The sequence below is a fragment of the Citrobacter sp. RHBSTW-00944 genome (genome assembly GCF_013615435.1).
GTDB lineage: Bacteria > Pseudomonadota > Gammaproteobacteria > Enterobacterales > Enterobacteriaceae > Citrobacter > Citrobacter braakii.
Genome location: NZ_CP055418.1, coordinates 1699536 through 1725267, shown reverse-complemented (window position 1 = coordinate 1725267; position 25732 = coordinate 1699536). Strand labels below are relative to the sequence as shown.

General features: G+C 53.8%; 22 protein-coding genes and 1 pseudogene. 5 read left to right on the top strand and 18 right to left on the bottom strand.

All coding sequences use genetic code 11. From position 1 onward, the window contains the following. Positions 1-10: 10 nt before the first annotated feature. From menF to HV334_RS08170, 3 genes are all read right to left on the bottom strand, one after another. Complete coding sequence (gene menF, locus HV334_RS08180) at positions 11-1309, bottom strand: isochorismate synthase MenF (protein ID WP_181221395.1); 1299 nt, start codon at positions 1307-1309, stop codon at positions 11-13. Positions 1310-1413: 104 nt separating this feature from the next. Next, positions 1414-1719 carry a stress response protein ElaB gene (gene elaB, locus HV334_RS08175; RefSeq protein WP_003027683.1) on the bottom strand — a complete coding sequence of 102 codons (306 nt, stop codon included), beginning with the start codon at positions 1717-1719 and terminating at the stop codon, positions 1414-1416. Positions 1720-1782: 63 nt separating this feature from the next. Further along, positions 1783-2244: a GNAT family N-acetyltransferase gene (locus HV334_RS08170; protein WP_016153827.1), complete on the bottom strand. Its 462-nt coding sequence runs from the start codon at positions 2242-2244 to the stop codon at positions 1783-1785. A 67-nt stretch (positions 2245-2311) separates the two neighbouring features. On the opposite strand from HV334_RS08170, the gene rbn reads away from it, so the two are divergent. Both rbn and HV334_RS08160 read left to right on the top strand, forming a co-directional pair. After that, complete coding sequence (gene rbn, locus HV334_RS08165) at positions 2312-3229, top strand: ribonuclease BN (RefSeq protein WP_047359224.1); 918 nt, start codon at positions 2312-2314, stop codon at positions 3227-3229. Between the two features lie 64 nt (positions 3230-3293). Next, positions 3294-4298: a chemotaxis protein gene (locus HV334_RS08160; RefSeq protein ID WP_016157041.1), complete on the top strand. Its 1005-nt coding sequence runs from the start codon at positions 3294-3296 to the stop codon at positions 4296-4298. Positions 4299-4390: 92 nt separating this feature from the next. Here the strand turns inward: HV334_RS08160 and nuoN are convergent, their stop codons facing one another. From nuoN to lrhA, 14 genes and pseudogenes are all read right to left on the bottom strand, one after another. Beyond that, positions 4391-5848: an NADH-quinone oxidoreductase subunit NuoN gene (gene nuoN / locus HV334_RS08155; protein WP_016153830.1), complete on the bottom strand. Its 1458-nt coding sequence runs from the start codon at positions 5846-5848 to the stop codon at positions 4391-4393. Positions 5849-5854: 6 nt separating this feature from the next. Next, positions 5855-7384, bottom strand: a complete 1530-nt coding sequence (gene nuoM, locus HV334_RS08150; RefSeq protein ID WP_016153831.1) for an NADH-quinone oxidoreductase subunit M — start codon at positions 7382-7384, stop codon at positions 5855-5857. A 76-nt stretch (positions 7385-7460) separates the two neighbouring features. Continuing rightward, on the bottom strand, positions 7461-9302 hold the full coding sequence (gene nuoL, locus HV334_RS08145; RefSeq protein ID WP_181221394.1) for an NADH-quinone oxidoreductase subunit L: 1842 nt from the start codon (positions 9300-9302) through the stop codon (positions 7461-7463). Next, positions 9299-9601, bottom strand: a complete 303-nt coding sequence (gene nuoK / locus HV334_RS08140; protein WP_006683663.1) for an NADH-quinone oxidoreductase subunit NuoK — start codon at positions 9599-9601, stop codon at positions 9299-9301. Before nuoK ends, nuoL begins: the two co-directional genes overlap by 4 nt. Next, positions 9598-10152: an NADH-quinone oxidoreductase subunit J gene (gene nuoJ / locus HV334_RS08135; protein ID WP_016153833.1), complete on the bottom strand. Its 555-nt coding sequence runs from the start codon at positions 10150-10152 to the stop codon at positions 9598-9600. Before nuoJ ends, nuoK begins: the two co-directional genes overlap by 4 nt. A gap of 11 nt (positions 10153-10163) precedes the next feature. Then, positions 10164-10706, bottom strand: coding sequence for an NADH-quinone oxidoreductase subunit NuoI (gene nuoI, locus HV334_RS08130; RefSeq protein WP_003028062.1), 543 nt, complete (start codon positions 10704-10706; stop codon positions 10164-10166). A gap of 14 nt (positions 10707-10720) precedes the next feature. Next, positions 10721-11698, bottom strand: a complete 978-nt coding sequence (gene nuoH, locus HV334_RS08125) for an NADH-quinone oxidoreductase subunit NuoH (RefSeq protein ID WP_016153834.1) — start codon at positions 11696-11698, stop codon at positions 10721-10723. Continuing rightward, the gene (gene nuoG, locus HV334_RS08120) at positions 11695-14421 is read right to left on the bottom strand and encodes an NADH-quinone oxidoreductase subunit NuoG (protein WP_181221393.1); all 2727 of its coding nucleotides are present in this window, start codon (positions 14419-14421) and stop codon (positions 11695-11697) included. Before nuoG ends, nuoH begins: the two co-directional genes overlap by 4 nt. 80 nt (positions 14422-14501) lie before the next feature. Further along, the gene (gene nuoF, locus HV334_RS08115; protein WP_016153836.1) at positions 14502-15839 is read right to left on the bottom strand and encodes an NADH-quinone oxidoreductase subunit NuoF; all 1338 of its coding nucleotides are present in this window, start codon (positions 15837-15839) and stop codon (positions 14502-14504) included. Next, positions 15836-16336: an NADH-quinone oxidoreductase subunit NuoE gene (nuoE, locus tag HV334_RS08110; RefSeq protein ID WP_003028069.1), complete on the bottom strand. Its 501-nt coding sequence runs from the start codon at positions 16334-16336 to the stop codon at positions 15836-15838. Before nuoE ends, nuoF begins: the two co-directional genes overlap by 4 nt. A 2-nt stretch (positions 16337-16338) precedes the next feature. Continuing rightward, a complete protein-coding gene (gene nuoC, locus HV334_RS08105; protein ID WP_181221392.1) occupies positions 16339-18141 on the bottom strand; it encodes an NADH-quinone oxidoreductase subunit C/D in 1803 nt (600 codons plus the stop codon). 85 nt (positions 18142-18226) lie between these two features. Further along, positions 18227-18889, bottom strand: a complete 663-nt coding sequence (gene nuoB, locus HV334_RS08100) for an NADH-quinone oxidoreductase subunit NuoB (RefSeq protein WP_003028075.1) — start codon at positions 18887-18889, stop codon at positions 18227-18229. 15 nt (positions 18890-18904) lie between these two features. Continuing rightward, positions 18905-19348, bottom strand: coding sequence for an NADH-quinone oxidoreductase subunit NuoA (gene nuoA, locus HV334_RS08095; RefSeq protein ID WP_003028077.1), 444 nt, complete (start codon positions 19346-19348; stop codon positions 18905-18907). A 627-nt stretch (positions 19349-19975) separates the two neighbouring features. Further along, positions 19976-20860: pseudogene (gene lrhA, locus HV334_RS08090) on the bottom strand (transcriptional regulator LrhA); the annotation flags it as partial. Between the two features lie 57 nt (positions 20861-20917). Here lrhA and HV334_RS08085 point away from each other — a divergent pair. The 3 genes from HV334_RS08085 (at position 20918) to yfbR (ending at position 23825) form a co-directional block, all read left to right on the top strand. Beyond that, positions 20918-21615, top strand: a protein-coding gene (locus HV334_RS08085; RefSeq protein ID WP_095033700.1) for an IS1-like element IS1B family transposase whose coding sequence is annotated in 2 segments (ribosomal slippage) — positions 20918-21167 and positions 21167-21615 — 699 coding nt in all. Because the reading frame shifts where the segments join, the coding sequence is not laid out codon by codon here. 297 nt (positions 21616-21912) lie between these two features. Then, the gene (gene alaA / locus HV334_RS08080) at positions 21913-23130 is read left to right on the top strand and encodes an alanine transaminase AlaA (protein WP_005129483.1); all 1218 of its coding nucleotides are present in this window, start codon (positions 21913-21915) and stop codon (positions 23128-23130) included. A 95-nt stretch (positions 23131-23225) separates the two neighbouring features. Continuing rightward, positions 23226-23825, top strand: a complete 600-nt coding sequence (gene yfbR, locus HV334_RS08075) for a 5'-deoxynucleotidase (RefSeq protein ID WP_003028083.1) — start codon at positions 23226-23228, stop codon at positions 23823-23825. A 52-nt stretch (positions 23826-23877) separates the two neighbouring features. On the opposite strand, the gene HV334_RS08070 is transcribed toward yfbR, so the two are convergent. Next, complete coding sequence (locus HV334_RS08070) at positions 23878-25710, bottom strand: SLC13 family permease (RefSeq protein WP_016157043.1); 1833 nt, start codon at positions 25708-25710, stop codon at positions 23878-23880. Between the last annotated feature and the right edge of the window lie 22 nt (positions 25711-25732).

The following is a 25732-nucleotide window of genomic DNA, read 5'->3' as shown; positions in this document are numbered from 1 at the left end:
ATACAACTCATTACCCTTCCATCTGTAATAAAGTGCGCAGTCCTGCCGCTTTATTGTCTATTTCTTGCCATTCCTGTTCAGGATCTGAACCACGCACGATCCCTGCCCCGGCATACAGGCGTACCACATTTTCACTAATTTTCGCCGACCGTAATGACACGCAAAACTCGCTTTGGCGCAGAGAAAGGTAACCCGCAGAACCGGCATACCACTCGCGTTCAAACGGTTCATTATGTTGGATAAATTCACGCGCCAGCTCACGCGGAATACCTGCGACTGCCGCCGTGGGCTGGAGCTGCATCAGACAAAGCGTATCATCAGCCTGATTCAGTTCCGTCCAGATACAGCGGCGCAGGTGCTGCACTTTGCGCAGTCTGAGCACCTGTGGCGGCAGCACATCAAGAGTTTGCGTACAGCCTTGCAGACGCTGGCAAATATCTTCGACCACCAGCATATTCTCGCGCTGGTTTTTATCATCTTTCATTAGCCATTCCCCCAACTGCCAGGCCCGATGATCCTCAGGGTGGTTGGCAACAGTTCCCGCCAGCGCCTCGGTGCGCAGCGCCGTGTCACGCCGCCGATACAGCCGTTCAGGGGAAGAACCAAGAAACGCACACTTTGCAGAGAACGCCATAAAGAAATGGTAGCAGTTCAGGTTTAGACGACGACTGGAAGCCATCACGGCCGCGGCGTTAACCGACTGAGAAAACTGTAAATCGGTCGCCCGCGCCAGCACGACCTTATCGAGCTGTTCCCTATTGATCGTTTGCGTGGCGAGCTTTATCAGATCTGTCCAGCCAGTTTTATCCGGCCAGTTCTGTTCTCCCGTCAAACGAAGACGCAATGCGGGCAGCGGCTTTACGTTGGCGAGCGATGAGATAAACACCACCGCCTGCGCGGCGTCTTCACGCAGCGACACGTCGCTATAGAGATGTAAGCGTAAGCTCGCCACCCCCGCGCAACGTCGCCACTCCAGCCGTGGCAATAACAAATGGCCGCGCTGAGGCTCAAAGGCATTCAGGCCCCAGATACGCAGGTCAGGATTATCATCATGCTGGTGTAAAAAATGCTGGGCTAATTCGAGCGAGGAAAATGTGGCAACAGCGCCCAGTACGGCGGCTTCTTCATCGCCATTACGCTGTTGCCAGTAAAACTGGGGCCAGACAGGTTGACTGGCCAGCCATCCTAAAGCGTCAAACGCATCATTCAGTGGGAAAGGGATATCGTAAATACGAATTCCAGGTGCTGCTGGTATCTCTTGCGACAAATGACGCATCAGACTTTCCAGCGCAGTAGTGATTGAATGCACGCGGACCTCTCCCTGTTAAAAACCTCACATTATACGGGGTACTGAGCAGAAAAAGCAGTACCCCCAGTTAGGGAGTACGTACAAATGCGCTGACGGAATGGAATTTATCGCCGTGCTAACAATAATCCCATCACTAAACCGACCGTGGCGCCAACGCCGATTCCGCGCCAGGGTTTTTCATGCACATAATCATCCGCCCGGCAAACGGCTTTCTTCGCGCGGTAATAGTAGCTGTCAGAGGCATGGCTGACGCGATTTCTCACCTCTTCTAACGCCCGCTCTGCCCGCGCTTTTAACTCAAGGTATTTTTGATCGGCTGGATCGCCGGAAGAACGCAGCACCTCCTCCAGCGTTTCACTCAATAATTCCAGATCGTCATCGATACGTGATTCATAAGAATGAAAAGACATTTTATTCTCCCTTTCTATTGACGTACCCGCTAACTATAGACAATCAGGCGTGTTTGCGCCTGTTTACGCCTGATGTGCTTCCCGCGCCATTCCGACGTGTGGAATACCGTCTTCGTCATAAATATCCGTGACCGGCACAAAGCCAAAGCGTGCATAGAATGATTGCAAATGTGCCTGCGCCCCCAGATACAGCGCCTTGTGCGGCCAATGCTGCGTACAGGAGGCCAACGTCTGAGTCATTAGCTGTTGCCCCAATTTTTCACCCCGCAGCGCTTCGCTTACAATCACCCGCCCAATGACGACCGGCTCAAGCTCATCATCGCTTTTCAGAATCCTCGCATACGCCACCAGTTCATCGTTATGCCAACCCAGAATGTGCCTGTTTTCACCACTCAGGTCATCACCATCCACATCCTGATACGGACACCGTTGCTCAACAACAAATACCGCACAGCGAAGCTCAAGAATGGCGTACAGCTGCTGTGTATTGAGCTTTGCATGGTGGAGATCTTGCCAGTGAATCATAGTCTGCCCCTTTGTTGTGATAACCTGAACACCCTGCCTTATTGATGGCGAAAAGTGTAACGCGAAGATGGAATTACTATTTTTAGGCACGTCTGCGGGAGTCCCCACGCGCTCACGCAATGTAACGGCAATTTTACTGAATCTGCAACACCCGACTCAGGCGGGGCTGTGGCTTTTCGATTGTGGTGAAGGAACGCAGCATCAGATGCTGACCACGCCATTTAACCCTGGAAAACTCGAGCGTATTTTTATCAGCCATCTACACGGCGATCACCTGTTTGGTTTACCGGGGCTGCTGTGCAGTCGCTCAATGGCCGGGAACGTCCAGCCACTGACGCTTTACGGACCAAAGGGGTTGCGAGAGTTTACCGAAACGGCTTTGCGTTTGAGCGGCTCCTGGACCGACTATCCGCTGGATATTGTCGAAATCACCGCGGGTGAAATTGTTGATGACGGCCTGCGTAAAGTAACGGCGTACCCGCTGGAGCATCCGCTGGAGTGCTACGGTTTTCGTGTTGAAGAGCACGACAAACCGGGGGCACTTGACGCCAGCGCCTTGAAGGCGGCTGGTGTTAAAGCGGGCCCGTGGTTCCAGGATTTGAAAGCCGGGAAAACCATCGTGCTGGAGGATGGTCGAGCGATTAACGGTGCCGATTTTCTCGCCCCTGCCACCAGAGGAAAATCTGTGGCTATTTTCGGCGACACAGGACCTTGCGCGTCCGCCATTGAACTGGCACGCGGTGTGGATGTGATGGTACATGAAACCACACTGGACTCCTCAATGGAGGAAAAAGCCAACAGCCGCGGTCACAGCTCGACCCGACAAGCCGCCCAGCTGGCGCTTGAGGCCGGAGTGGGACGCCTGATCATGACCCACGTTAGCTCACGCTACGATGAAAAAGGTTGTCAGCGGTTACTCGAAGAGTGCAAAGCGATATTTCCAGACACTGAACTGGCTCACGATTTCGCCATTTTCACCGTTTAATGCTCCATTTTTCCGCCTCAGTGCCGATAACAGTGGAAAGGCTGGCTTTCACACTGAGGACAGGATGAACAATTTCCAGAAAGATATTGATGACAGGACAAACCTAACCCTGTCTAACCGTTTTGAACTGCTGCTGTTTCGCCTTGGCAAATCCGTCGAGGAGCAGAAATCAGAACTGTTTGGCATCAACGTATTCAAACTGCGTGAAATCGTACCGATGCCGACCTTTACGCGTCCCGCAGGTATGAAAGCCCCGTTGCTGGGTATGGTTAACATTCGCGATCAGGTGATCCCGGTGATTGATCTGCCTGCCGTCGCGGGCTGTAAGCCAGAGACCGGACTCAACATCCTGTTGATCACGGAATATGCCCGCAGCGTTCAGGCGTTTGCGGTGGAGTCGGTAGAAAACATTATGCGTCTGGACTGGCAACAGGTGCATACCGCCGAAAAAGCCGTCAATGGTCGCTACATTACCAGTATCGCCTGTCTGGACGACAACAAAGAGACTAACAATCTGGCGCTGGTGCTCGATGTCGAACAGATCCTGTACGACATCGTACCGTCGAACCACGACCTGCGCGCAACAGAGCTGAAAACCAATAAGTTCAACATTACGCCGGGTGCGGTGGCGATTGTGGCTGATGATTCCAAAGTGGCTCGCGCGATGCTGGAAAAAGGGCTTAACGCCATGGAGATCCCACACTTGATGCATGTGACGGGCCAGGATGCGTGGGAAAAGATACAACAGCTATCTGAAGAAGCAGAAGCGGAAGGTAAACCAATCAGCGAGAAGATTGCGCTGGTGCTCACCGATCTGGAAATGCCGGAGATGGACGGTTTTACGCTTACCCGTAAGATAAAAACCGACGAACGCCTGAAGAAGATCCCGGTCGTTATCCACTCCTCACTTTCCGGTAGCGCTAATGAAGATCACGTACGCCGAGTGAAAGCAGATGGTTACGTGGCCAAATTCGAAGTCAATGAGCTGTCTTCAGTAATTCAGGAAGTGATGGATCGCACAGCGAAAGGCATCAGCGGCCCGCTGGTGAGCCGTCAACTTTCGGCCTGACGCCCCAGCAACTTGAAGTATGATGAGTATAGACAGGTAAAAAAAAGAGTCTGGACATTGTCCAGACTCTTTTTCGATCACAGCATGATGAATTACATCAGCGGAGCCGCTAACTGCACGATGCTGATCAACGGTTGCGGGTAGATACCCAGCACCAGTACCAGCAGGGCAGAAATCAGCACCACAATACCGCCCGCGCTGTACTGCCAGTTGGACGGCGCATCGCGATTCAGTTGCTGCGGTGCGCTCAGATACAGACTCACGGCAACGCGCAGGTAGTAGTACAAACCAATCGCGGAACCCACCACCACAGCGGCAACCAGCCACCACAGATTAGCCTGCACACCCACCGCCAGTACGTAGAACTTACCGATAAAGCCCAGCGTCATCGGAATACCCGCCAGAGACAGCATCATCACCGTCATCACCGCCGCGAGGATTGGACGATGCCAGAACAGACCACGGTAGGAGAACAGAGAGTCTGCATCCGGGCCGCGGTACGGGCTGGACATCAGGCTGACCACACCGAACGCACCGAGGCTGCTGAACAGATAACCGGCCAGGTAAACGCCAACCGCTTCCATCGACATCTCGCCGCTCTGCAGGGCAATCAGCGCCACCAGCAGGTAACCGAGGTGAGAGATAGAAGAGTAACCAAGCAGACGTTTGATGTTGGTCTGGCTCAGCGCCATCAGGTTACCGAAGATAATAGAAGCAAAGGCAATCACACCCAGCACGATCCGTACCGCTTCGCTATCACCTACCGGTGCGTACAGGAACAGACGCATCACCACGCCGAAGATAGCGATTTTGCTCGCCGTCGCCAGGAAGGTGGAAACCGGAGCCGGAGCGCCCTGGTATACGTCTGGCGTCCACAGGTGGAATGGAACCAGCGAGAGTTTAAAGCCGAGGCCAACAATCATCAGACCGAAGCCCGCCAGCAGCAGCGGTTCTTGCAGCATACCGTCGCCGAGGCTCTTACCGAGCGCGACAAACGACAGGTTGCCAGACTGCGCGTACACCAGCGCCATACCAAACAGCAGGAAGGAAGACGCTGCGGCAGACAGAATGGTGTATTTGATACTGGCTTCCAGCGAACGTTTCTGACGGAACGCATAGCCAACCAGACCAAACAGCGGCAGAGAGATAAGCTCAATACCAAGGAACAGCGCCGCCAGATGGTTAGCGTTAGCCAGCAGAATACCGCCGAGCGCGGCAATCAGCACCAGCAGATAGAACTCTTCCCGGTTGTCGTCGTAGCCTTCCAGCCACGGGTAAGCGAAGGTACAGGTGGCAAGACTCGCCAGCAGCACCAACCCGGTGTAGAGCATGGCGAAACCGTCAACCCGCATCAGCGGGGTGACGTCCATAGCGCCCGCCTGGCCAACAAACCAGAGCGAAACCAGTGCGGCGTTAAGCCCAATGACCGACAGCGTGGCATTAAGGAAGTGATTGCGTCGCCACGCAATGGAGAGCATCACAACCACCACCGTCAAGCCGACGATCAGCAGCGGTAGCAGCGCAATCAGGTGTTGTGGAGTTATTGTCATGGCGATTTACGGCCTTGTAGTAGTAACGGAATTAACAAACCACTGCTGGATGTTGCTCATCGCAGAATGCGAGGTATCCAGAATCGGCTGCGGATAGAAGCCAAGCAGTACCAGAAGCACGACCAGCAACAGGATGATAAACAGCTCACGCAGCGACATCCCTGGCAGTTCAACACTGGCAATCTGGCTCTTCGCCTTACCAAAGTAAGCGCGATGCAGCATCGCCAGCGAGTAAACAGAAGCAAACACCAGACCAAATGTCGAGATCACGGTAATAACCGGAACCACCTGGTAGCTGCCGAACAGAATCATAAATTCGCCAACGAAGTTACCTGTACCCGGCATACCCAGCGTACACACTGCAAAGAACATTGACAGCGCAGGCAACCATTTCATTTTGCCCCACAGGCCGCCCATCATACGCATATCACGCGTGTGCAGACGTTCGTACAGCTGACCACACAGGATGAACAGACCGGCTGCGGACAGGCCGTGCGCGATCATCTGAATCACCGCACCCTGGTATGCCAACTGGCTGCCGGTGTAGATAGCAATCAGTACGAAGCCCATGTGGGATACGGAGGTGTAAGCAATCAGACGTTTGATGTCGTACTGATTAAAGGCCATCCACGCGCCGTAGAAGATGCCGATGACGCCAAGCCACATTGCGATAGGTGCAAACTCCGCTGACGCATTCGGGAACAGCGGCAGGGAGAAGCGCAGCAGACCGTAGGCTGCGGTTTTCAGCAAGATACCTGCCAGGTCAACGGAACCTGCGGTCGGTGCCTGGGAGTGAGCATCCGGCAACCAGCCGTGCAGCGGAACCACCGGCATTTTCACCGCGAAAGCGATGAAGAAGCCCAGCATCAGCAGGTATTCCACGCCGTGGGACATCGGAGTATTCAGCAATTCTTCATAGTTGAAAGTCCACACACCGGTCGCTTTGTAGTGCACAAACACCAGCGCCAGGATGGCAATCAACATCACCAGACCACTCGCCTGGGTATAAATGAAGAACTTGGTTGCTGCCGTGATACGCGTTTTACCGTCAGAGGCTTTATGCCCCCAAAGCGCGATCAGGAAGTACATCGGCACCAGCATCATTTCCCAGAAGAAGAAGAACAGGAACATGTCGATGGCAAGGAACACGCCGATTACGCCGCCTAAGATCCACATCAGGTTCAGGTGGAAAAAGCCCTGGTATTTTTCGATTTCATTCCAGGAGCAAAGTACCGCCAGAACACCGAGCAGGCCGGTCAGCACCACCATCAGCAGCGACAGACCGTCGATAGCAAGATGAATCGAGATGCCAAAGCGTGGGATCCACGGCAGGACAAACTCAGACTGCCACTGCGGAATGCCAGTGGATTGCGTCAGTGAATAGCCGCCCTGCAACCAAAGTTGCAGGCCAAGCGCCAGCGTCAGTCCCATGGTAATCAGCGCGATCCAACGCGGCACCTTCACGCCAAAGCGTTCGGTCTGCCAGCACAGGAAGCCACCGATAAAGGGAATCAATATTAGCCAGGGTAGTAACATGGCGATTTTTATTCCTTTTTAAGGCCCCTAATAGAGGCCTGATTTTCAACGAATTTGGATAAAATTCACTTTACGATCAACGCAGTACCATCAACAGAGCCAGCACAACGACGGCACCGATGCTCATTGATGCTACATACCAACGCAGATAGCCGTTCTCGCTTAACAACAGGCCTTTACCTGCAAAGCGGGAAAGGATCGCCGGAATGTTCATCATTGCGTTCAGCGGATCGCGTTTCAGCAGCCATGCAACGCCCAGGAACGGCTTGACGAACACTTTGTCGTACAGCCAGTCGAAGCCCCAGGCGTTATACCACCAGGTACCCAGCAGACGGCCTGGCGCACTGTTGGCAATCGACGTCACCAGCGTACGTTTACCCAGCCACAGCCATGCAGCGATCAGAATGCCTGCAATCGCGACGATACCGGAGGTAATTTCCAGGGTCATCACGCGACCATGCTCAAGCTCGGTCGTCGCAGGCAGTACACCCTGCAGCGGTGGCACAATCAGTGCGCCAACGAAGGTGGACAGGATCATCAGCACAATCAGCGGCAGATGATGTGTAATCCCCTTCCCTGCGTGAGCGTGAATTTGCTCTTTACCGTGGAACACGATGAAAATCATACGGAAGGTGTACAGAGAGGTCATGAACGCACCAACCAGACCTGCAACCATCAGATTGATATGACCGTTCGCCATCGCACCGGCCAGAATCTCATCCTTACTGAAGAAGCCTGCGGTAATCAGCGGCAGAGCCGACAGCGCCGCGCCACCGATCAGGAAGCAGAGATACACCAGCGGAATAGACTTACGCAGACCGCCCATCTTGAAGATGTTCTGTTCGTGGTGACAGGCCAGGATAACCGAGCCGGATGCCAGGAACAGCAGCGCTTTAAAGAAGGCGTGCGTCATCAGGTGGAAAATCGCCGCGTCCCACGCCTGAACCCCGAGAGCCAGGAACATATAACCAATCTGGCTCATGGTGGAGTATGCGAGAACGCGTTTGATGTCGGTCTGTACCAGCGCGGCGAAACCAGCCAGTACCAGAGTGATAGCCCCGATAATCCCCACCAGATGCAGGATTTCCGGCGTCATCAGGAACAGGCCGTGAGTACGTGCAATCAGGTAGACACCGGCGGTAACCATCGTCGCGGCGTGGATCAGCGCGGAGACAGGCGTCGGACCTGCCATCGCGTCAGCAAGCCATGTCTGCAACGGCAGCTGCGCGGATTTACCCACCGCACCGCCCAGCAGCATCAGGGTTGCCCACATCAGCATGTTGTTACCATCGGCAAAGTGAGCAGGTGCCAGTTCCACCATTTCGCGGAAGTTCAGCGTGCCCAGCTCGTTGTAGAGGATAAACAATGCGAAGGCGAGGAACACGTCACCCGCACGGGTCACGACGAAGGCTTTCATTGCCGCAGCGCCATTCTTCGGATCGGTGTAATAGAAACCGATCAGCAGATAGGAGCACAGGCCCACGCCTTCCCAGCCGAGGTACATCAGCAGCAGGTTATCCGCCAGTACCAGAACCACCATGCTGGCGATAAACAGGTTGGTGTAGGCGAAGAAACGGGAGTATCCCTCTTCACCGCGCATATACCAGGAGGCGAACATGTGGATCAGGAAACCCACACCGGTCACCACACTGAGCATGGTCAGCGACAGGCCGTCCAGCACCAGGTTAAAACCGATATTGAAGTCACCGACAGACATCCACGTCCACAGCGGCTGGCTGTAGGCCTGTTGACCATTAGCAAAGAAGTCAACGCCAACAAACGCGGTCACCAGCGCCGCCAGGCCAATCGACCCGACGCCCACGGTCGCGGACAGATTTTCTGACCAACGACCGCGAGAGAACGCCAGTAATACAAAGCCAATAAATGGCAGAATAATGGTTAAGGCAAGCATGTTCATCCACGCATCTCACTTACTGAATCGATGTTCAGGTTCTGGCGACGGCGATGAAGTTGCAGCAACAGCGCAAGTCCAATGCTCGCTTCCGCAGCCGCAAGGCTGATGGCGAGAATATACATCACCTGACCATCGGTCTGGCCCCAGTAGCTTCCGGCGACCACGAAGGCCAGCGCGGAGGCGTTAATCATGATTTCCAGCCCGATCAGCATAAACAGCAGATTGCGGCGGATAACCAGACCGGTTAAGCCCAGTACGAATAAGACAGCCGCGAGGATCAGTCCATGTTGTAAGGGGATCATGCGTGCTCCTCCGTTTTTCTTTTCGCGCGGTCATCGGTGCGATTGCTCAGCACTTCACCAGAACGCTCTTCGCGCCCTACGTGGAAGGCTACAACCAGACCTGCCAGCAGCAGCATCGAAGCCAGCTCGACCGCCAGTACATACGGTCCGAACAGGGAAATACCGACAGCTTTCGCGCTAATTGGCGTCCCGTCGATGCCCTGATCGTTAACACCCAGAATGGCATAAACAATAACCGCCAGCATGATGGCCGACAGAATCGCCGGTCCAATCCACACCTGCGGTTTCAGCCACTGGCGTTCCTGTTCAATTTCAGAACCACCGAGGTTGAGCATCATGACCACGAACACGAACAACACCATGATGGCGCCCGCGTAGACGATTATTTCCAGCGCCCCCGCGAAGTAAGCACCTAACGAGAAGAACACCCCGGAAATCGCCAGCAGCGAAATAATCAGGTACAGCAGTGCGTGTACCGGATTGGTGTGGGTGATCACCCGCAAGGTTGCGAGAATGGCTATCAGGCCACAGATATAAAAAGCGAACTCCATTGCCCCTCTCCTTACGGTAACAGGCTCTTGACGTCGATAGGCTTGGCTTCGTTCTCTGCTTCGCCCTTATCTTTGCCGTCGATTGCCATACCTGCCATCCGGTAGAAGTTATATTCCGGGTATTTACCCGGACCGGAGATCAGCAGATCCTCTTTCTCGTAAACCAGGTCCTGGCGCTTGTACTCACCCAGCTCGAAATCTGGAGTCAGCTGAATAGCCGTTGTCGGACAGGCTTCTTCGCACAGGCCGCAGAAAATGCAGCGTGAGAAGTTAATGCGGAAAAACTCTGGATACCAGCGGCCGTCTTTGGTCTCTGCTTTTTGCAAAGAGATACAGCCTACCGGACACGCTACCGCACACAGGTTACAGGCAACGCAGCGCTCTTCGCCGTCCGGGTCACGGGTCAGAACGATACGACCACGAAAACGGGGCGGTAGATAGACCGGCTCTTCCGGGTACATCTGCGTTTCGCGTTTCGCGAACGCATGCAGGCCGATCATCCAGATACTGCGTACCTGGGTGCCGAAACCTACGAACAATTCTTTTAAGGTCATGGTCTTTGTGTCCCTTATTGCGCCTGCCAGAGAATGACAGCCGCCGTTACCAGCAAGTTGACGAGCGTCAGCGGCAGACAGACTTTCCAGCCGAAGGACATTACCTGGTCATAACGAGGACGCGGTAACGACGCACGAATCAAAATGAACATCATCATGAAGAACGCGGTTTTCAGCGCGAACCAGACGAATGGCGGTAAGAACGGACCATGCCAGCCACCGAAGAACAGGGTAACCATCAGTGCAGAAATGGTGACGATGCCGATGTACTCACCCACGAAGAACAGACCGAATTTCATACCGGAGTATTCAATGTGGTAACCGTCGGCCAGTTCCTGCTCGGCTTCTGGCTGGTCAAACGGGTGACGGTGACACACCGCCACGCCCGCGATGGCAAAGGTGACAAAACCAAAGAACTGCGGAATAACGTTCCAGATATCAGCCTGGTTGTTGACGATGTCGGTCATGTTAAATGAACCGGCCTGCGCCACCACGCCCATCAGGGAAAGTCCGAGGAATACTTCGTAGCTCAGCGTCTGCGCAGACGCGCGCATCGCACCGAGCAGCGAGTATTTGTTGTTACTGGACCAGCCTGCGAACAACACCGCGTATACCGCGAGGCCTGCCATCATCAGGAAGAACAGGATCCCGATGTTCAGGTCAGCAACCACCCAGTTCGGGCTCACCGGCACGATGGCGAAAGCCAGCAGCAGCGAGGTGAAGGCGATCATCGGTGCCAGGGTAAAGATGACGCGATCCGAGAATTTCGGGATCCAGTCTTCTTTAAAGAACATCTTGATCATGTCCGCAACCAGCTGGAGCGAACCGCCCCAGCCAACACGGTTCGGTCCGTAACGGTTCTGGAACAGACCGAGCAGACGACGTTCGCCAAAGCTCATGAATGCCCCGCAGGTGACCACCACCAGCAGAATCACGACCGCTTTGAGAACGCTCAGCAGGATCTCAATCAGATCGGGTGTAATCCAACTCATTGTTGTGCCTCCTGCAGATCCTCAAGACGTGCACCAGCCAGAACCGGCGCGATGCCAGGCATACCCATTGGCAAACCAACCTGCCCTGCCGTTAATCCTTCAGCGATTTCAACCGGCAGCGTAACCGTGTTGCCATCGTAGCTGAAAGAAACGCGCGTACCGGCATTCACACCCAACTTCGCGGCATCAGCCGGGTTGAGTTTGATGTACGGCTGCGGCATACGGGTCTGGAAGACAGGCGCACGCTGGGACATTTCGTCACTACCAAACAGATGATAGTAAGGCGCGACACGCCACTGACCATCCTGAGCCTGGAAGCTCGCCGGAACGGTTGTGAAGTAATCCAGACCATCTGCCGAAGCTTCGATCAGACGCACGCCCGGATCGCCATGACGCAGTTTACCGCCCACTTCATCCTGGAACTTGTTCCACGCCTGTGGGGAGTTCCAGCCCGGAGCCCAGGCAAACGGAATTTGCGAACGCGGCGCAGACGGTTGGTTGTTCCCTTCCATAGAGAAAGCGAACATGGTGTCTTTGTCCTGCGGCTGGCGCGGTTCGTGGACGCTGATGTTGGCGCGCATTGCAGTACGGCCACTGTAGCGGTGCGGTTCACGTGCCAGTTTCTGTCCACGGATACGGAAGCTTGCATCCGGCGCGGCATCTTTAATACCCGCCAACTGCGGTAACTTCTCAACGACCGCGTCGATAACATGGTCGAGCTGCGTCCAGTCCACTTCACGACTCTGCACGGTACTGTGCAGCGAGTGCAGCCAGCGCCAGCTTTCCAGCATTACGGTGTTGCTGTCGTAGTAGGATGGGTCATAGACCTGGAAGAAACGCTGGGCGCGACCTTCGTTGTTAATTACCGTACCATCGCTTTCGGCGAAGCTAGCGGCGGAAAGCACCAGATGGGCGTTTTCCATAATAGCCGTGCGCTGATGGTCAACAACCAGTACCAGCGGCGCTTTCGCCAGCGCGGCGTTCACACGCGTTGCTGAAGCATGGCGATGCAGGTCATTTTCCAACACCACAACGGCGTCAGCACGACCTGTTTCCAGTTCGGTCAGCGCGTCGTCGAGGGAACCACCGCCAATCATACCCAGCCCCATACTGTTGACAGAGCGAGCAATCATGGTGATTCCGACGTCTGCGCCACGGCCTTTCAGCGCCTTCGCCACGTTGGCAGCAGCCTGAATCACGTCGGCGCTACCGGCGTTGGTACCGGAAATAATCAGTGGTTTCTTCGCCCCAGCCAGAGCCTGAACGATGACGTCAATTTTGTTCTGCAGGTCACGGTCGATACCGTCAACCGCCGGTGCGTTGTTATCCAACGCATGGGCGATCGCGAAACCTAAACGCGCCTGATCTTCAACCGGCGCACGGTAGGTCCATGCCGCGATATCATCCAGACGGGTGTTATCGACGTTGGTCACGAACAGCGGGTGTTTGGCACGCTGGCCGATATTAAGGATTGCCGCAATCTGCCAGTCAGCCACTTTCTGAGCCGCCGCCATCTCACGCGCTTTACCTTTCACCGCCTGACGTACCGCCAGCGCAACGCGTGCCCCAGTCTGGGTGATATCTTCCCCCAGCACCAGAACCGCATCGTATGACTCGATTTCGCGCAGTGCCGGGGTATGAATACCGCCGTCACGCAGCACGCTCAGAGCCAGTTGCAGACGTTCCTGCTCGCCCTGGGCAATACCGGTATAGAAGTTATCCGCACCGACCAGTTCACGCAGCGCAAAGTTACTTTCAACGCTGGCACGCGGGGAGCCGATACCAATCACTTTCTTCGACTGACGCAGAATATCTGCCGCGCCCTGCATCGCTTGTTCGGCGTTCAGCGTGATCAGGTCATCGCCACGACGCTGTACCGGCTGGCGTGGACGGTCTTTCAGGTTCACGTAACCATAGCCAAAACGACCACGGTCGCAGAGGAAGTAGTGGTTAACGGTACCGTTGTAGCGATTTTCGATACGACGCAGTTCACCGTAGCGCTCGCCCGGGCTGATGTTACAGCCGATAGAACACTGCTGGCAGATGCTCGGCGCAAACTGCATGTCCCATTTACGGTTATAACGCTCGGAGTGCGTTTTATCGGTGAAGACGCCGGTCGGGCAAATTTCCACCAGGTTACCGGAGAATTCGCTTTCGAGCGTACCGTCTTCCGGACGACCAAAGTAGACGTTGTCATGTGCGCCATAGACGCCCAGATCCGCACCATCGGCGTAATCTTTGTAGTAACGTACGCAGCGATAGCAGGCGATGCAGCGGTTCATTTCGTGAGAGATGAACGGCCCCAGGTCCTGGTTGCGGTGTGTACGCTTCGTGAAGCGGTAGCGGCGGAAGCTATGACCGGTCATGACGGTCATATCCTGAAGGTGGCAGTTACCGCCCTCTTCACAGACCGGACAGTCGTGCGGGTGGTTAGTCATCAACCACTCCACTACGCTTTCGCGGAACTGTTTCGCTTCTTCGTCATCAATTGAAATAAAGGTGCCTTCGGTGGCCGGTGTCATACAAGACATCACCAGGCGACCACGCGTGTCTTCCGCGTTTTGATATTGCTTCACCGCACACTGGCGGCAAGCACCGACGCTTCCCAGCGCCGGGTGCCAGCAAAAGTACGGAATATCAAGGCCGAGAGACAGACAAGCTTCCAGCAGGTTGTCCGCTCCGTTGACCTCATATTCTTTGCCGTCTACATGAATCGTAGCCATAGTCAGCATGCTTCCAGTTGGCTCGGTCTAAAACCGAGCGTTAATCGAATTTCTGATCGCGATTCAGGGTTACCCTGCTATTACCAGCGCTCTTTCAGCAGGTTCGGCTGAATACCACCAATCTGATGGGTATTGCTGAAGGACTGCTTGATGCCAGCTTCGAATTCTTCGCGGAAATATTTAATGGCGCTCTGCAGCGGCTCCACCGCACCCGGGGCGTGTGCACAGAAGGTTTTACCCGGGCCGAGGAAACGACACAGTTGCTCAAGCGTCTCGATATCCCCAGGCTGGCCTTCGCCACGCTCCAGCGCGCGCAGAATTTTCACACTCCACGGCAGACCGTCACGGCACGGCGTACACCAGCCGCAGGACTCGCGGGCAAAGAACTCTTCGAGGTTACGCACCAGAGGAACCATGCCAATCTCGTGATCGACGGCCATTGCCAGCGCGGTGCCCAAACGGCTACCGGCTTTACCAATGCTTTCGAATTCCATCGGCAGATCGAGGTGCGCTTCAGTCAGGAAGTCAGTACCCGCGCCGCCCGGCTGCCAGGCTTTGAATTTCAGGCCATCACGCATGCCGCCCGCGTAATCTTCGAGGATCTCGCGCGCGGTAGTACCGAAAGGCAGTTCCCACAGGCCAGGGTTCTTCACGCGACCTGAGAAGCCCATCAGCTTGGTGCCCGCGTCTTTGCTCTGCGAAATGTTCTGATACCACTCCACGCCGTTCGCGAGGATAGCTGGTACGTTACACAGGGTTTCGACGTTGTTAACGCAGGTCGGCTTACCCCAAGCGCCAGAGCTTGCCGGGAACGGCGGCTTAGAGCGTGGGTTAGCACGACGACCTTCAAGGGAGTTAATCAGCGCCGTCTCTTCACCGCAGATATAGCGCCCTGCCCCGGTGTGGACAAACAGTTCGAAGTCGAAACCGGTGCCCATGATGTTTTTGCCAAGCAAGCCGGCTTCGGTTGCTTCGGCAATCGCGCGACGCAGATGCACAGCCGCTTCGATATATTCACCACGCAGGAAGATGTAACCACGGTACGCTTTCAGCGCAAACGCGGAGATCAGCATGCCTTCCACCAGCAGGTGCGGCAGCTGTTCCATCAGCAGACGGTCTTTATAGGTACCCGGCTCCATTTCATCGGCGTTACACAGCAGGTAACGGATGTTCATGGATTCGTCTTTCGGCATCAGGCTCCACTTCAGACCGGTGGAAAAGCCCGCACCGCCGCGCCCTTTCAGGCCAGCGTCTTTTACCTGGTTAACGATTTCGTCCGGTGACAGCCCGGTCAGGGCCTTACGCGCACCTTCGTAGCCGTTCTTGCTACGGTATTCGTCCAGCCAGACCGGCTGTTTGTCATCACGCAGACGCCAGGTCAGCGGATGCGTTTCGGGAGTACGGATAATGTCTTTCATTTATACCGCTCCAGCAGTTCGGGAATGCCTTCCGGGGTCAGGTGAGCATGAGTATCCTCATCGATCATCATGTTCGGCCCTTTATCGCAGTTCCCCAGGCAACAGGTCGGGAGCAGCGTAAAACGACCGTCAAAGGTCGTCTGCCCCGGCTTGATGTTGAGTTTTTTCTCAAGCGCAGCCTGGATCCCCTGATAGCCGTTGATATGGCACACCACGCTGTCGCAGTAGCGGATCACGTGGCGACCTACCGGCTGGCGGAAGATCTGGCTATAGAACGTGGCAACACCTTCTACGTCGCTTGCCGGGATCCCCAGCACATCAGCGATCGCATAGATCGCCCCATCCGGCACCCAGCCACGCTGTTTCTGAACAATTTTCAGCGCTTCAATGGACGCCGCACGCGGGTCTTCGTAGTGGTGCTTCTCGTGCTCAATCGCTTCACGCTCAGCCGCACTCAGCTCAAAAGCCTCGGTTTGTGGTTGTTGATTCTCGTGCATAATTAGCGGTCCACATCTGACATAACAAAATCGATACTACCCAGGTGGACGATAAGGTCGGACACCAGGCTGCCACGTACCGCTACCGGGATCTGCTGCAGGTGCGCATAGCTCGGGGTACGGATACGGGTACGGTAACTCATGGTGCTGCCATCGCTGGTCAGGTAGTAACTGTTAATACCCTTGGTCGCTTCCACCATCTGGAAGGACTCGTTTGCCGGCATAACCGGTCCCCACGAAACCTGCAGGAAGTGGGTGATCAGGGTTTCGATATGTTGCAACGTGCGCTCTTTCGGCGGCGGCGTAGTCAGCGGGTGATCCGCTTTGAACGGGCCTTCCGGCATGTTGTTGAGGCACTGCTCAAGGATGCGCAGACTCTGGCGCAGCTCTTCAACTTTCAGCATCACGCGGGTATAGCAGTCGGACACGCCGCCGCCAACCGGGACTTCAAAGTCAAAGTTTTCGTAGCCAGAGTATGGACGCGCTTTACGCACGTCAAAATCAATACCGGTCGCACGCAGCGCAGCACCGGTACAACCCCAGTCCAGCGCTTCTTTCTTACCATAAGCGGCAACGCCCTGCGAACGGCCTTTCAGGATGGTGTTACGCAGTGCGGCTTTCTCGTAGGAATCCAGACGTTTTGGCATCCAGTCGAGGAAGTCACGCAGCAGTTTGTCCCAACCGCGCGGCAGATCGTGTGCCACACCGCCGATACGGAACCAGGCCGGGTGCATACGGAAACCGGTGATCGCTTCCACTACGTCATAGATTTTCTGACGGTCGGTAAAGGCGAAGAAGACCGGCGTCATCGCGCCGACGTCCTGGATGAACGTGGAGATGTACAGCAGGTGGCTGTTGATACGGAACAGTTCAGACAACATAACGCGAATCACGTTGACGCGATCCGGCGTGGTGATGCCAGCCAGTTTCTCAACGGCCAGTACATAAGGCATTTCGTTAACGCAGCCGCCGAGGTACTCGATACGGTCGGTGTACGGAATGTAGCTATGCCAGGACTGACGTTCACCCATCTTTTCAGCGCCACGGTGGTGGTAGCCGATGTCAGGCACGCAGTCGACGATTTCTTCGCCATCAAGCTGCAGCACAATACGGAACGCACCGTGAGAAGACGGGTGGTTAGGACCGAGGTTGAGGAACATGAAGTCCTCGTTTTCGGAACTACGCTTCATGCCCCATTCTTCTGGTTTGAAGGTCAGTGATTCCATTTCCAGATCCTGTTTGGCTTTGGTCAGCTCAAACGGATCGAATTCGGTCGCACGCGCCGGGTAGTCTTTACGCAGCGGATGACCTTCCCAGGTATGCGGCATCAGCAGACGCGTCAGGTGCGGGTGACCTTCGATGTCGATGCCAAACATTTCCCAGGTTTCACGCTCATACCAGTTGGCGTTCGGGAACAGTTTGGTGAACGTCGGTACGCGCAGGTCGTTTTCAGACAATGCCACCTTGAGCATGATATCGCGATTGCGTTCAATGGAGATCAGGTGATAGAAAACGGAAAAATCCGCGGCAGGTAACCCTTCGCGGTGCGTACGCAGACGTTCGTCCATGCCGTGTAAGTCAAACAGCATGACGTAAGGTTTCGGCAGTCTCTTTAAGAAATCGCCAACTTCCAGTAATTGTTCACGCTTGACCCAAACAACAGGTACCCCGGTGCGAGTCGCCTGAACGGTAAAGGCATCCGGCCCAAAACGGTTGCGCAGTTCGCCAATGACCGGGTCATCAAGGTGATCCCGTGTTTGCCATACAGCGTCTTGCGCGCTTAAGTCGGTCATATTGTTCACCATTGCAAATGGTCCGTGGTGGTCGGCAGTGCTTCGCGCTATTTATGTAGTGATAAGCGAAGGAAGTGCTGCTGCCGACAGGCGCAAATTAAATCTCGTCTGGTGTACGAAGATTCGTTACAGCAATACGTTCGCCGCGTTTACGCTCGCGTTCTGACTGCATATTGGCGCGATAAACGCCCTGATCGCCAACCACCCAGGAGAGCGGACGGCGTTCTTTGCCAATGGAATCTTGCAGCAGCATCAGAGCCTGCATATACGCTTCCGGACGCGGCGGGCATCCCGGGATGTACACATCGACCGGAATAAATTTATCAACGCCCTGCACCACAGAATAGATGTCGTACATACCGCCGGAGTTGGCGCATGCGCCCATGGAAATAACCCATTTCGGTTCCAGCATCTGATCGTAGAGGCGCTGAATAACCGGCGCCATTTTGGTAAAGCAGGTTCCGGCTACGACCATCAGGTCAGCCTGACGCGGCGATGCACGCAGTACTTCCGCACCAAAACGGGCCACATCGTGCACGGCGGTAAACGAGGTCACCATCTCAACGTAGCAGCAGGAAAGGCCAAAGTTATAGGGCCAAATTGAGTTTTTACGGCCCCAGTTAACCATGTCATGCAGCTTGCCCATGAACACGTTTTTGTTAACTTCTTGCTCCAGGGGGTCGGTTACGATCTCCTGTTTTTGCAGGGGGTAACGGTCGTTCTCACCGTTAGGATCTATGCGGGTGAGCGTATAATCCATCTTAATGCCTCGCGGTTAGCGTTGACGATTAGCGATACTGTTCGTTTCCGGGTTCATACGCTCGCGGCGTGAACGCGCGGGCGTCCAGTCCAGCGCGCCAATACGCACCAGATAAACCAGACCTGCCAGTAACACAAAAATAAAAATTGCAGCTTCCACAAAGCCAATCCAGCCGCTTTCACGGATAGAAGTTGACCATGCGAACAGATACAGCGCTTCAACGTCGAAGATAACGAAGAACATGGCTACCAGATAAAACTTGGCAGACAGGCGCAAGCGGGCGGTGCCGACCGAGTCGATACCTGATTCAAACGGCACGTTTTTAGATCTCGCGCGCGCGCGACCACCTAAAAACCAGCCGCCGACGAGCATCAGGCAGCACAGGCCAATGGCAACAATAAGAAAGATAGCGAATGCCCAGTGATGAGCGATGATTTCAGTGGATGTTGACATACTCATTGCTTACTCATCAAAAGTAGCGCCAAATTCTCTGCTCTTTTCGGCAGATGAACGCCACATCGATTCATGGGGAGGAATAAAAAAAACCTTACAATCACTGTGAAAAACCATTTTATACAGCTAATTGATGGGGTTTTTTACTCCTTTCTATAACCTTTTGTCAACTTTAACAAAAGTTTCCTCACATTATTTTACACCGCTCCAACTTCATTAACATAAAGTGCTATTTAGACCAATTTCGATCGCATCATCGGTCATTTTTAATGTTGTTGAATCGTGTCCGTAGTGAAGTAAAAAAGATAATACTCACCTATTTTGACAGGAATTCACCCAGATGCCTCCCCCTAAATGGGAGTATTTTCTTGATCTGTGACACGCTTTTGTTAATTCACCATAAAAAACAGCAACAATTTCTCTAGTTTTTTAACATGGAAACAATTAGTAACGCTGCTGCTTATTTTTCAGCCAGGCGTCAGGCCGTTTTTTTACCTTCTGATTTTGTTAAGTTTTAGTATAGCAAATGACATAAAGCGGCAATATTTGCATAAAAAAAGAGCCACTGGATGTTTTTTCATCACCAGTGGCTCTTTTTTACACTAACATTTTAAAACGATTTTTTGTGACGGATTACTCAAAGTCGCCTTCAACAATCAGCGAGTCATCTCCCCCTTCAGGGGTAAACTGATTGTATTGCCAAGGATTTTGATACGTTTGCATCGACTTAAAGATAACTTCTGCCAACTCATTTTGCGTGGACGGATCGCAGCACAACAGATACTCAGTATCAGGCAATGGCGGTAATCCGTCGGCGGCACCCAGTACGCGTAAATCCGGACTCATCATTTCAACAGGTCGCGCAGTGACGCCGAGCCCTGCTTTTACCGCCGCGCGAACCGCAGGTAATGTTGAAGCGACATAAGCCAGACGCCACGGGATCTGAGCAGCATTTAATGTCGCCAGCACGATATCGCGAAACGGGCTCGGATCGTCCAGCAGAACCAACGGTACCGGCTCACCTTTTTGCAGAATATATTCGGCAGCACAGTACCAATGCGTTGGCGAGGTACGCAGATTCAGACATTCAAAATCGCCAGGACGGTTGGTAGTCACAACCAAGTCCACTTCTTGCGACTTCAGCATATCCACCATGTAGGCGTTACGCTTGACCCTCACATCCAGCGCAAGCTTCGGATAAACCGAACTTATTCGGTTGAGCAGGAAAGGCAGTATGGTATCGGCTGATTCATCAGAAGCACCGATAGTTAACACTCCCTGAAGATTATTAAACATTAATGATGAGCATGCCTCATCATTAAAGCGCAGTATTTTTCTGGCGTAACCCAACAGTTGTATACCATGTTCGGTCAGTAGTTTGTTGCGTCCATGGCGCGCGAACAACTCTTTCCCCACGAGTTGCTCAAGACGCTGCATTTGCTGACTCACCGCAGACTGAGTTCGACATACCGCAGCTGCCGCAGCCGCAAAGGTATTCAGGTCGGCAACAGCAACGAAGGGGTGATGCTGCCAACTTACTGATTTAGTGTATGATGGTGTTTTTGAGGTGCTCCAGTGGCTTCTGTTTCTATCAGCTGTCCCTCCTGTTCAGCTACTGACGGGGTGGTGCGTAACGGCAAAAGCACTGCCGGACATCAGCGCTATCTCTGCTCTCACTGCCGTAAAACATGGCAACTGCAGTTCACTTACACCGCTTCTCAACCCGGTACGCACCAGAAAATCATTGATATGGCCATGAATGGCGTTGGATGCCGGGCAACCGCCCGCATTATGGGCGTTGGCCTCAACACGATTTTCCGCCATTTAAAAAACTCAGGCCGCAGTCGGTAACCTCGCGCATACAGCCGGGCAGTGACGTCATCGTCTGCGCGGAAATGGACGAACAGTGGGGATACGTCGGGGCTAAATCGCGCCAGCGCTGGCTGTTTTACGCGTATGACAGGCTCCGGAAGACGGTTGTTGCGCACGTATTCGGTGAACGCACTATGGCGACGCTGGGGCGTCTTATGAGCCTGCTGTCACCCTTTGACGTGGTGATATGGATGACGGATGGCTGGCCGCTGTATGAATCCCGCCTGAAGGGAAAGCTGCACGTAATCAGCAAGCGATATACGCAGCGAATTGAGCGGCATAACCTGAATCTGAGGCAGCACCTGGCACGGCTGGGACGGAAGTCGCTGTCGTTCTCAAAATCGGTGGAGCTGCATGACAAAGTCATCGGGCATTATCTGAACATAAAACACTATCAATAAGTTGGAGTCATTACCAGACACCCGTGACATTTCGCTTTACAGGCTTAACTTTTTTTGACCAAACAATTCACCACAACCAAACCAATAAAACAAAACATACTACCAACAAAACAAATCTAGATAGATTATTATCTCATAATATTTACATTATTTAGTTGTTAACAGTTAATTATCACTTCATAGCTTTTCAAAATCTTCTACTAAAGACCCTTCAAAACTCACCGCCGTGGGAGTACATTGTGCTGGGCTGACTTCCATGGCAGGGAGTGGCATTCACAGCTAAAAAGGTCAACGTTCATGTCCCCCATTGAAAAATCCAGCAAATTAGAAAACGTCTGTTATGACATTCGCGGCCCGGTTCTGAAGGAAGCAAAGCGCCTGGAAGAAGAAGGCAATAAGGTTCTGAAACTGAACATCGGCAACCCCGCGCCATTCGGGTTTGAAGCGCCAGATGAAATACTGGTGGATGTGATCCGCAATTTGCCAACAGCGCAAGGATATTGCGACTCCAAAGGCCTTTATTCCGCCCGGAAAGCGATTATGCAGCATTACCAGGCCCGTGGTATGCGCGACGTAACCGTGGAAGATATTTATATCGGCAACGGCGTTTCTGAATTAATTGTGCAGGCTATGCAGGCGTTGCTGAACAGTGGGGACGAAATGCTGGTTCCTGCTCCTGATTATCCGCTGTGGACGGCGGCGGTATCGCTCTCCGGCGGTAATGCCGTGCACTACCTGTGTGACGAATCATCAGACTGGTTCCCGGACCTGGATGATATCCGCGCCAAAATCACGCCGCGTACGCGTGGGATCGTCATCATCAACCCAAACAACCCAACCGGCGCTGTTTACTCTAAAGAGCTGCTGATGGAGATTGTTGAGATTGCTCGCCAGAACAACCTCATCATCTTTGCGGATGAGATTTACGACAAAATTCTCTACGACGACGCTGAACACCACTCCATTGCTGCAATGGCGCCGGATCTGCTGACCATCACCTTCAATGGCCTGTCAAAAACCTATCGCGTTGCCGGTTTCCGTCAGGGCTGGATGGTGCTGAACGGGCCGAAGAAACATGCTAAAGGATATATTGAAGGTCTTGAGATGCTGGCCTCTATGCGCCTGTGTGCCAACGTTCCGGCGCAACATGCCATTCAGACCGCACTGGGCGGATACCAGAGCATCAGCGAATTTATCATGCCTGGTGGGCGTTTGTATGAACAACGCAACCGCGCCTGGGAACTGCTCAATGACATTCCTGGTGTCTCCTGCGTAAAACCGCGCGGCGCGCTGTATATGTTCCCGAAAATTGATGCTAAACGCTTCAACATTCATGACGACCAGAAGATGGTGCTCGACTTCCTGCTGCAGGAAAAAGTACTGCTGGTTCAGGGAACAGCGTTCAACTGGCCGTGGCCGGATCATTTCCGCATCGTCACGCTGCCGCGTATTGACGATATTGAAATGTCGCTGAGTAAATTTGAGCGTTTCCTGTCAGGGTATCACCAGCTGTAATTAAACAAAGGCTGTCGGATGGATGACGAGTATTTGCATCTGACAGCCTTCTCTGCGCAAAATGACTCTTAGGTTGCCATCATATAAGGGTCGTTATGAAGCAGAGCCATTTTTTTGCCCACCTCTCCCGTCTGAAGCTCATTAATCGCTGGCCGCTGATGCGCAACGTGCGCACCGAAAACGTGTCTGAACACAGTCTGCAGGTTGCCATGGTTGCCCATGCGCTGGCCGCGATCAAAAACCGCAAATTTGGTGGTCAGGTTAATGCTGAGCGTATTGCTCTGTTGGCGATGTATCACGATGCGTCAGAAGTGCTGACCGGTGATCTCCCTACCCCGGTGAAATATTTCAACTCGCAGATTGCGCAGGAATATAAAGCGATAGAGAAAATTGCCCAGCAAAAACTGGTCGATATGGTACCTGATGAACTGCGCGATATTTTTGCGCCGCTCATTGATGAACATGCCTTAAGTGAAGAAGAGAGATCGATTGTTAAACAGGCCGATGCCCTGTGCGCGTATCTGAAGTGTCTGGAGGAACTCTCTGCCGGTAACAACGAATTTCTGCTTGCCAAGACGCGTCTGGAAAAAACGCTCGAGTCGCGACGCAGCGAAGAGATGGACTACTTTATGGACGTGTTTGTCCCGAGTTTTCACCTCTCATTAGATGAAATCAGCCAGGATTCTCCGCTATAAACGCATGACCCGGTGGCGGCGAAGACATCCCCGTCGCCATCAGACAACAACATCAAAACGGAAACAGCATCGGGATCATCACCACGCACACCGCCATCACAATGATGGTAAACGGTACGCCAATCTTCACGAAATCGCTAAAGCTGTAGTTGCCAGGTCCGAGCACCAGAGTGTTTACCGGGGAAGAGACAGGTGTCATAAAGGCTGCGGATGCCGCCATCGCAATCCCCATCGCAAAAGGATACGGTGAAACGCCCATCGACTTTGCAGCCGCCAGCGCGATTGGCGCCATCAGCACCGCCGTCGCGGTGTTGGAGATAAATAACCCGATAGTCGCACACAGCACGAACAGGCAGCCCAACATCACATACGGGCCATACCCGCCACCGACATCCATCAGCCCTTTCACCACCAAGTCGACACCGCCGGTTTTTTGTAAAGCCAGCGCGAAGGGCATCATCCCGACAATCAAAATAATGCTTGGCCAGTGAATCGCTTTATAGGCACTTTCGGCATCAATACAGCGAAATTTCCCCATCAGTAGACAGGCGATGATCGCAGCCACCGTATTGGGAATTTCATCAGTGAGCATCAGAGCAACCATCAGCACCAGACAGAAAATCGCATGCGGTGCCTGGCTGTGCGCCGGAGAAGCTTCACTGACTTCCTCGGGCATATTCAGCACGACAAAATCACGCCCTTTTTGTCCCAACAGTGTGATGAGCTTCCAGTTGCCCACCACTAATATGATATCGCCCATCAGCAATGGCTCATCCACCACCGCTCCAGCCAGAGCCGCGCCATCGCGCTTCAGCCCAACGACATTCAGCCCGTAGCGGGTACGAAAAGCGATTTCCCGTACCGTTTTGCCGATCAATTCCGATTCAGGGATCAGAGAGATCTCGGCCATCCCCACATCAAGCGCCTGCTCGGAGAAGTATTCGCCGCGCAGTACCATTGGTTCCAGAAACTGTTCACTGCAAAATTCACGCAGGTCGACATCGGCCGCGGACATATCAATCAGCAATACATCACGGGCGCGAAACTCAGAAACCCCGTTAACGTCGACTATTACGCGACGAAAGCGACGCCAGCGTTCCACGCCAATCACGTTTGCCCCGTAGCGCTCACGCAGCTTCAGATCATCCAGACGCTGGCCAATCATAGGAGAACCGGGACGAATCGCCAGGCGACGCGCGCGCCCGGTCAGACGATATTCTTTAATCAGATCGCGAAAGGTCCGGCGTTTCCAGCCGTCTCCCGGCTGTCTGGAATCTTCTCCCTTGAGCATAAAGCGCATCAGCAGCATATAAATTATGCCGAGAACCAGAACCACCAGCCCCAGCGGGGTAACGCTAAAAAAGCTGAACCCGTTAAGTCCTTCACGTAACAGTTCACTGTTGACGACCAGGTTCGGCGGCGTCGCCACCAGCGTCATCATGCCGCTTATCAGGCCGGCAAAGCTCAGCGGCATCATCAGGCGTGAAGGGGAAATTTCCATGCGCATGGAAACGCTTAAGACCACCGGGATAAAGATGGCGACCACGCCGGTCGAACTCATAAACGCCCCGAGTCCGGCAACGGTAATCATCAGCAACACCAGCATTTTGACTTCACTGCTGCCAGCCACCTTCACCAGCCAGGCACCCATTACCGTCGCCACCCCGGTACGCACCAGGCCGTCGCCGATAATGAATAATGCCGCTATCAAAATAACGTTAGGATCGCTGAATCCGGAAAAGGCTTCTGTGATGCTCAATGTTCCGCTCAGAACAAAGGCAATGATGACCAGCAAAGCGACCGCGTCCATACGCACTCTGCCAGTGACAAACAAGACGACGGCAATCGCCAGCAATGAGAGAACCCATGTCAATTCACCGTTCACAACATATCCTTGTTAAATGAGA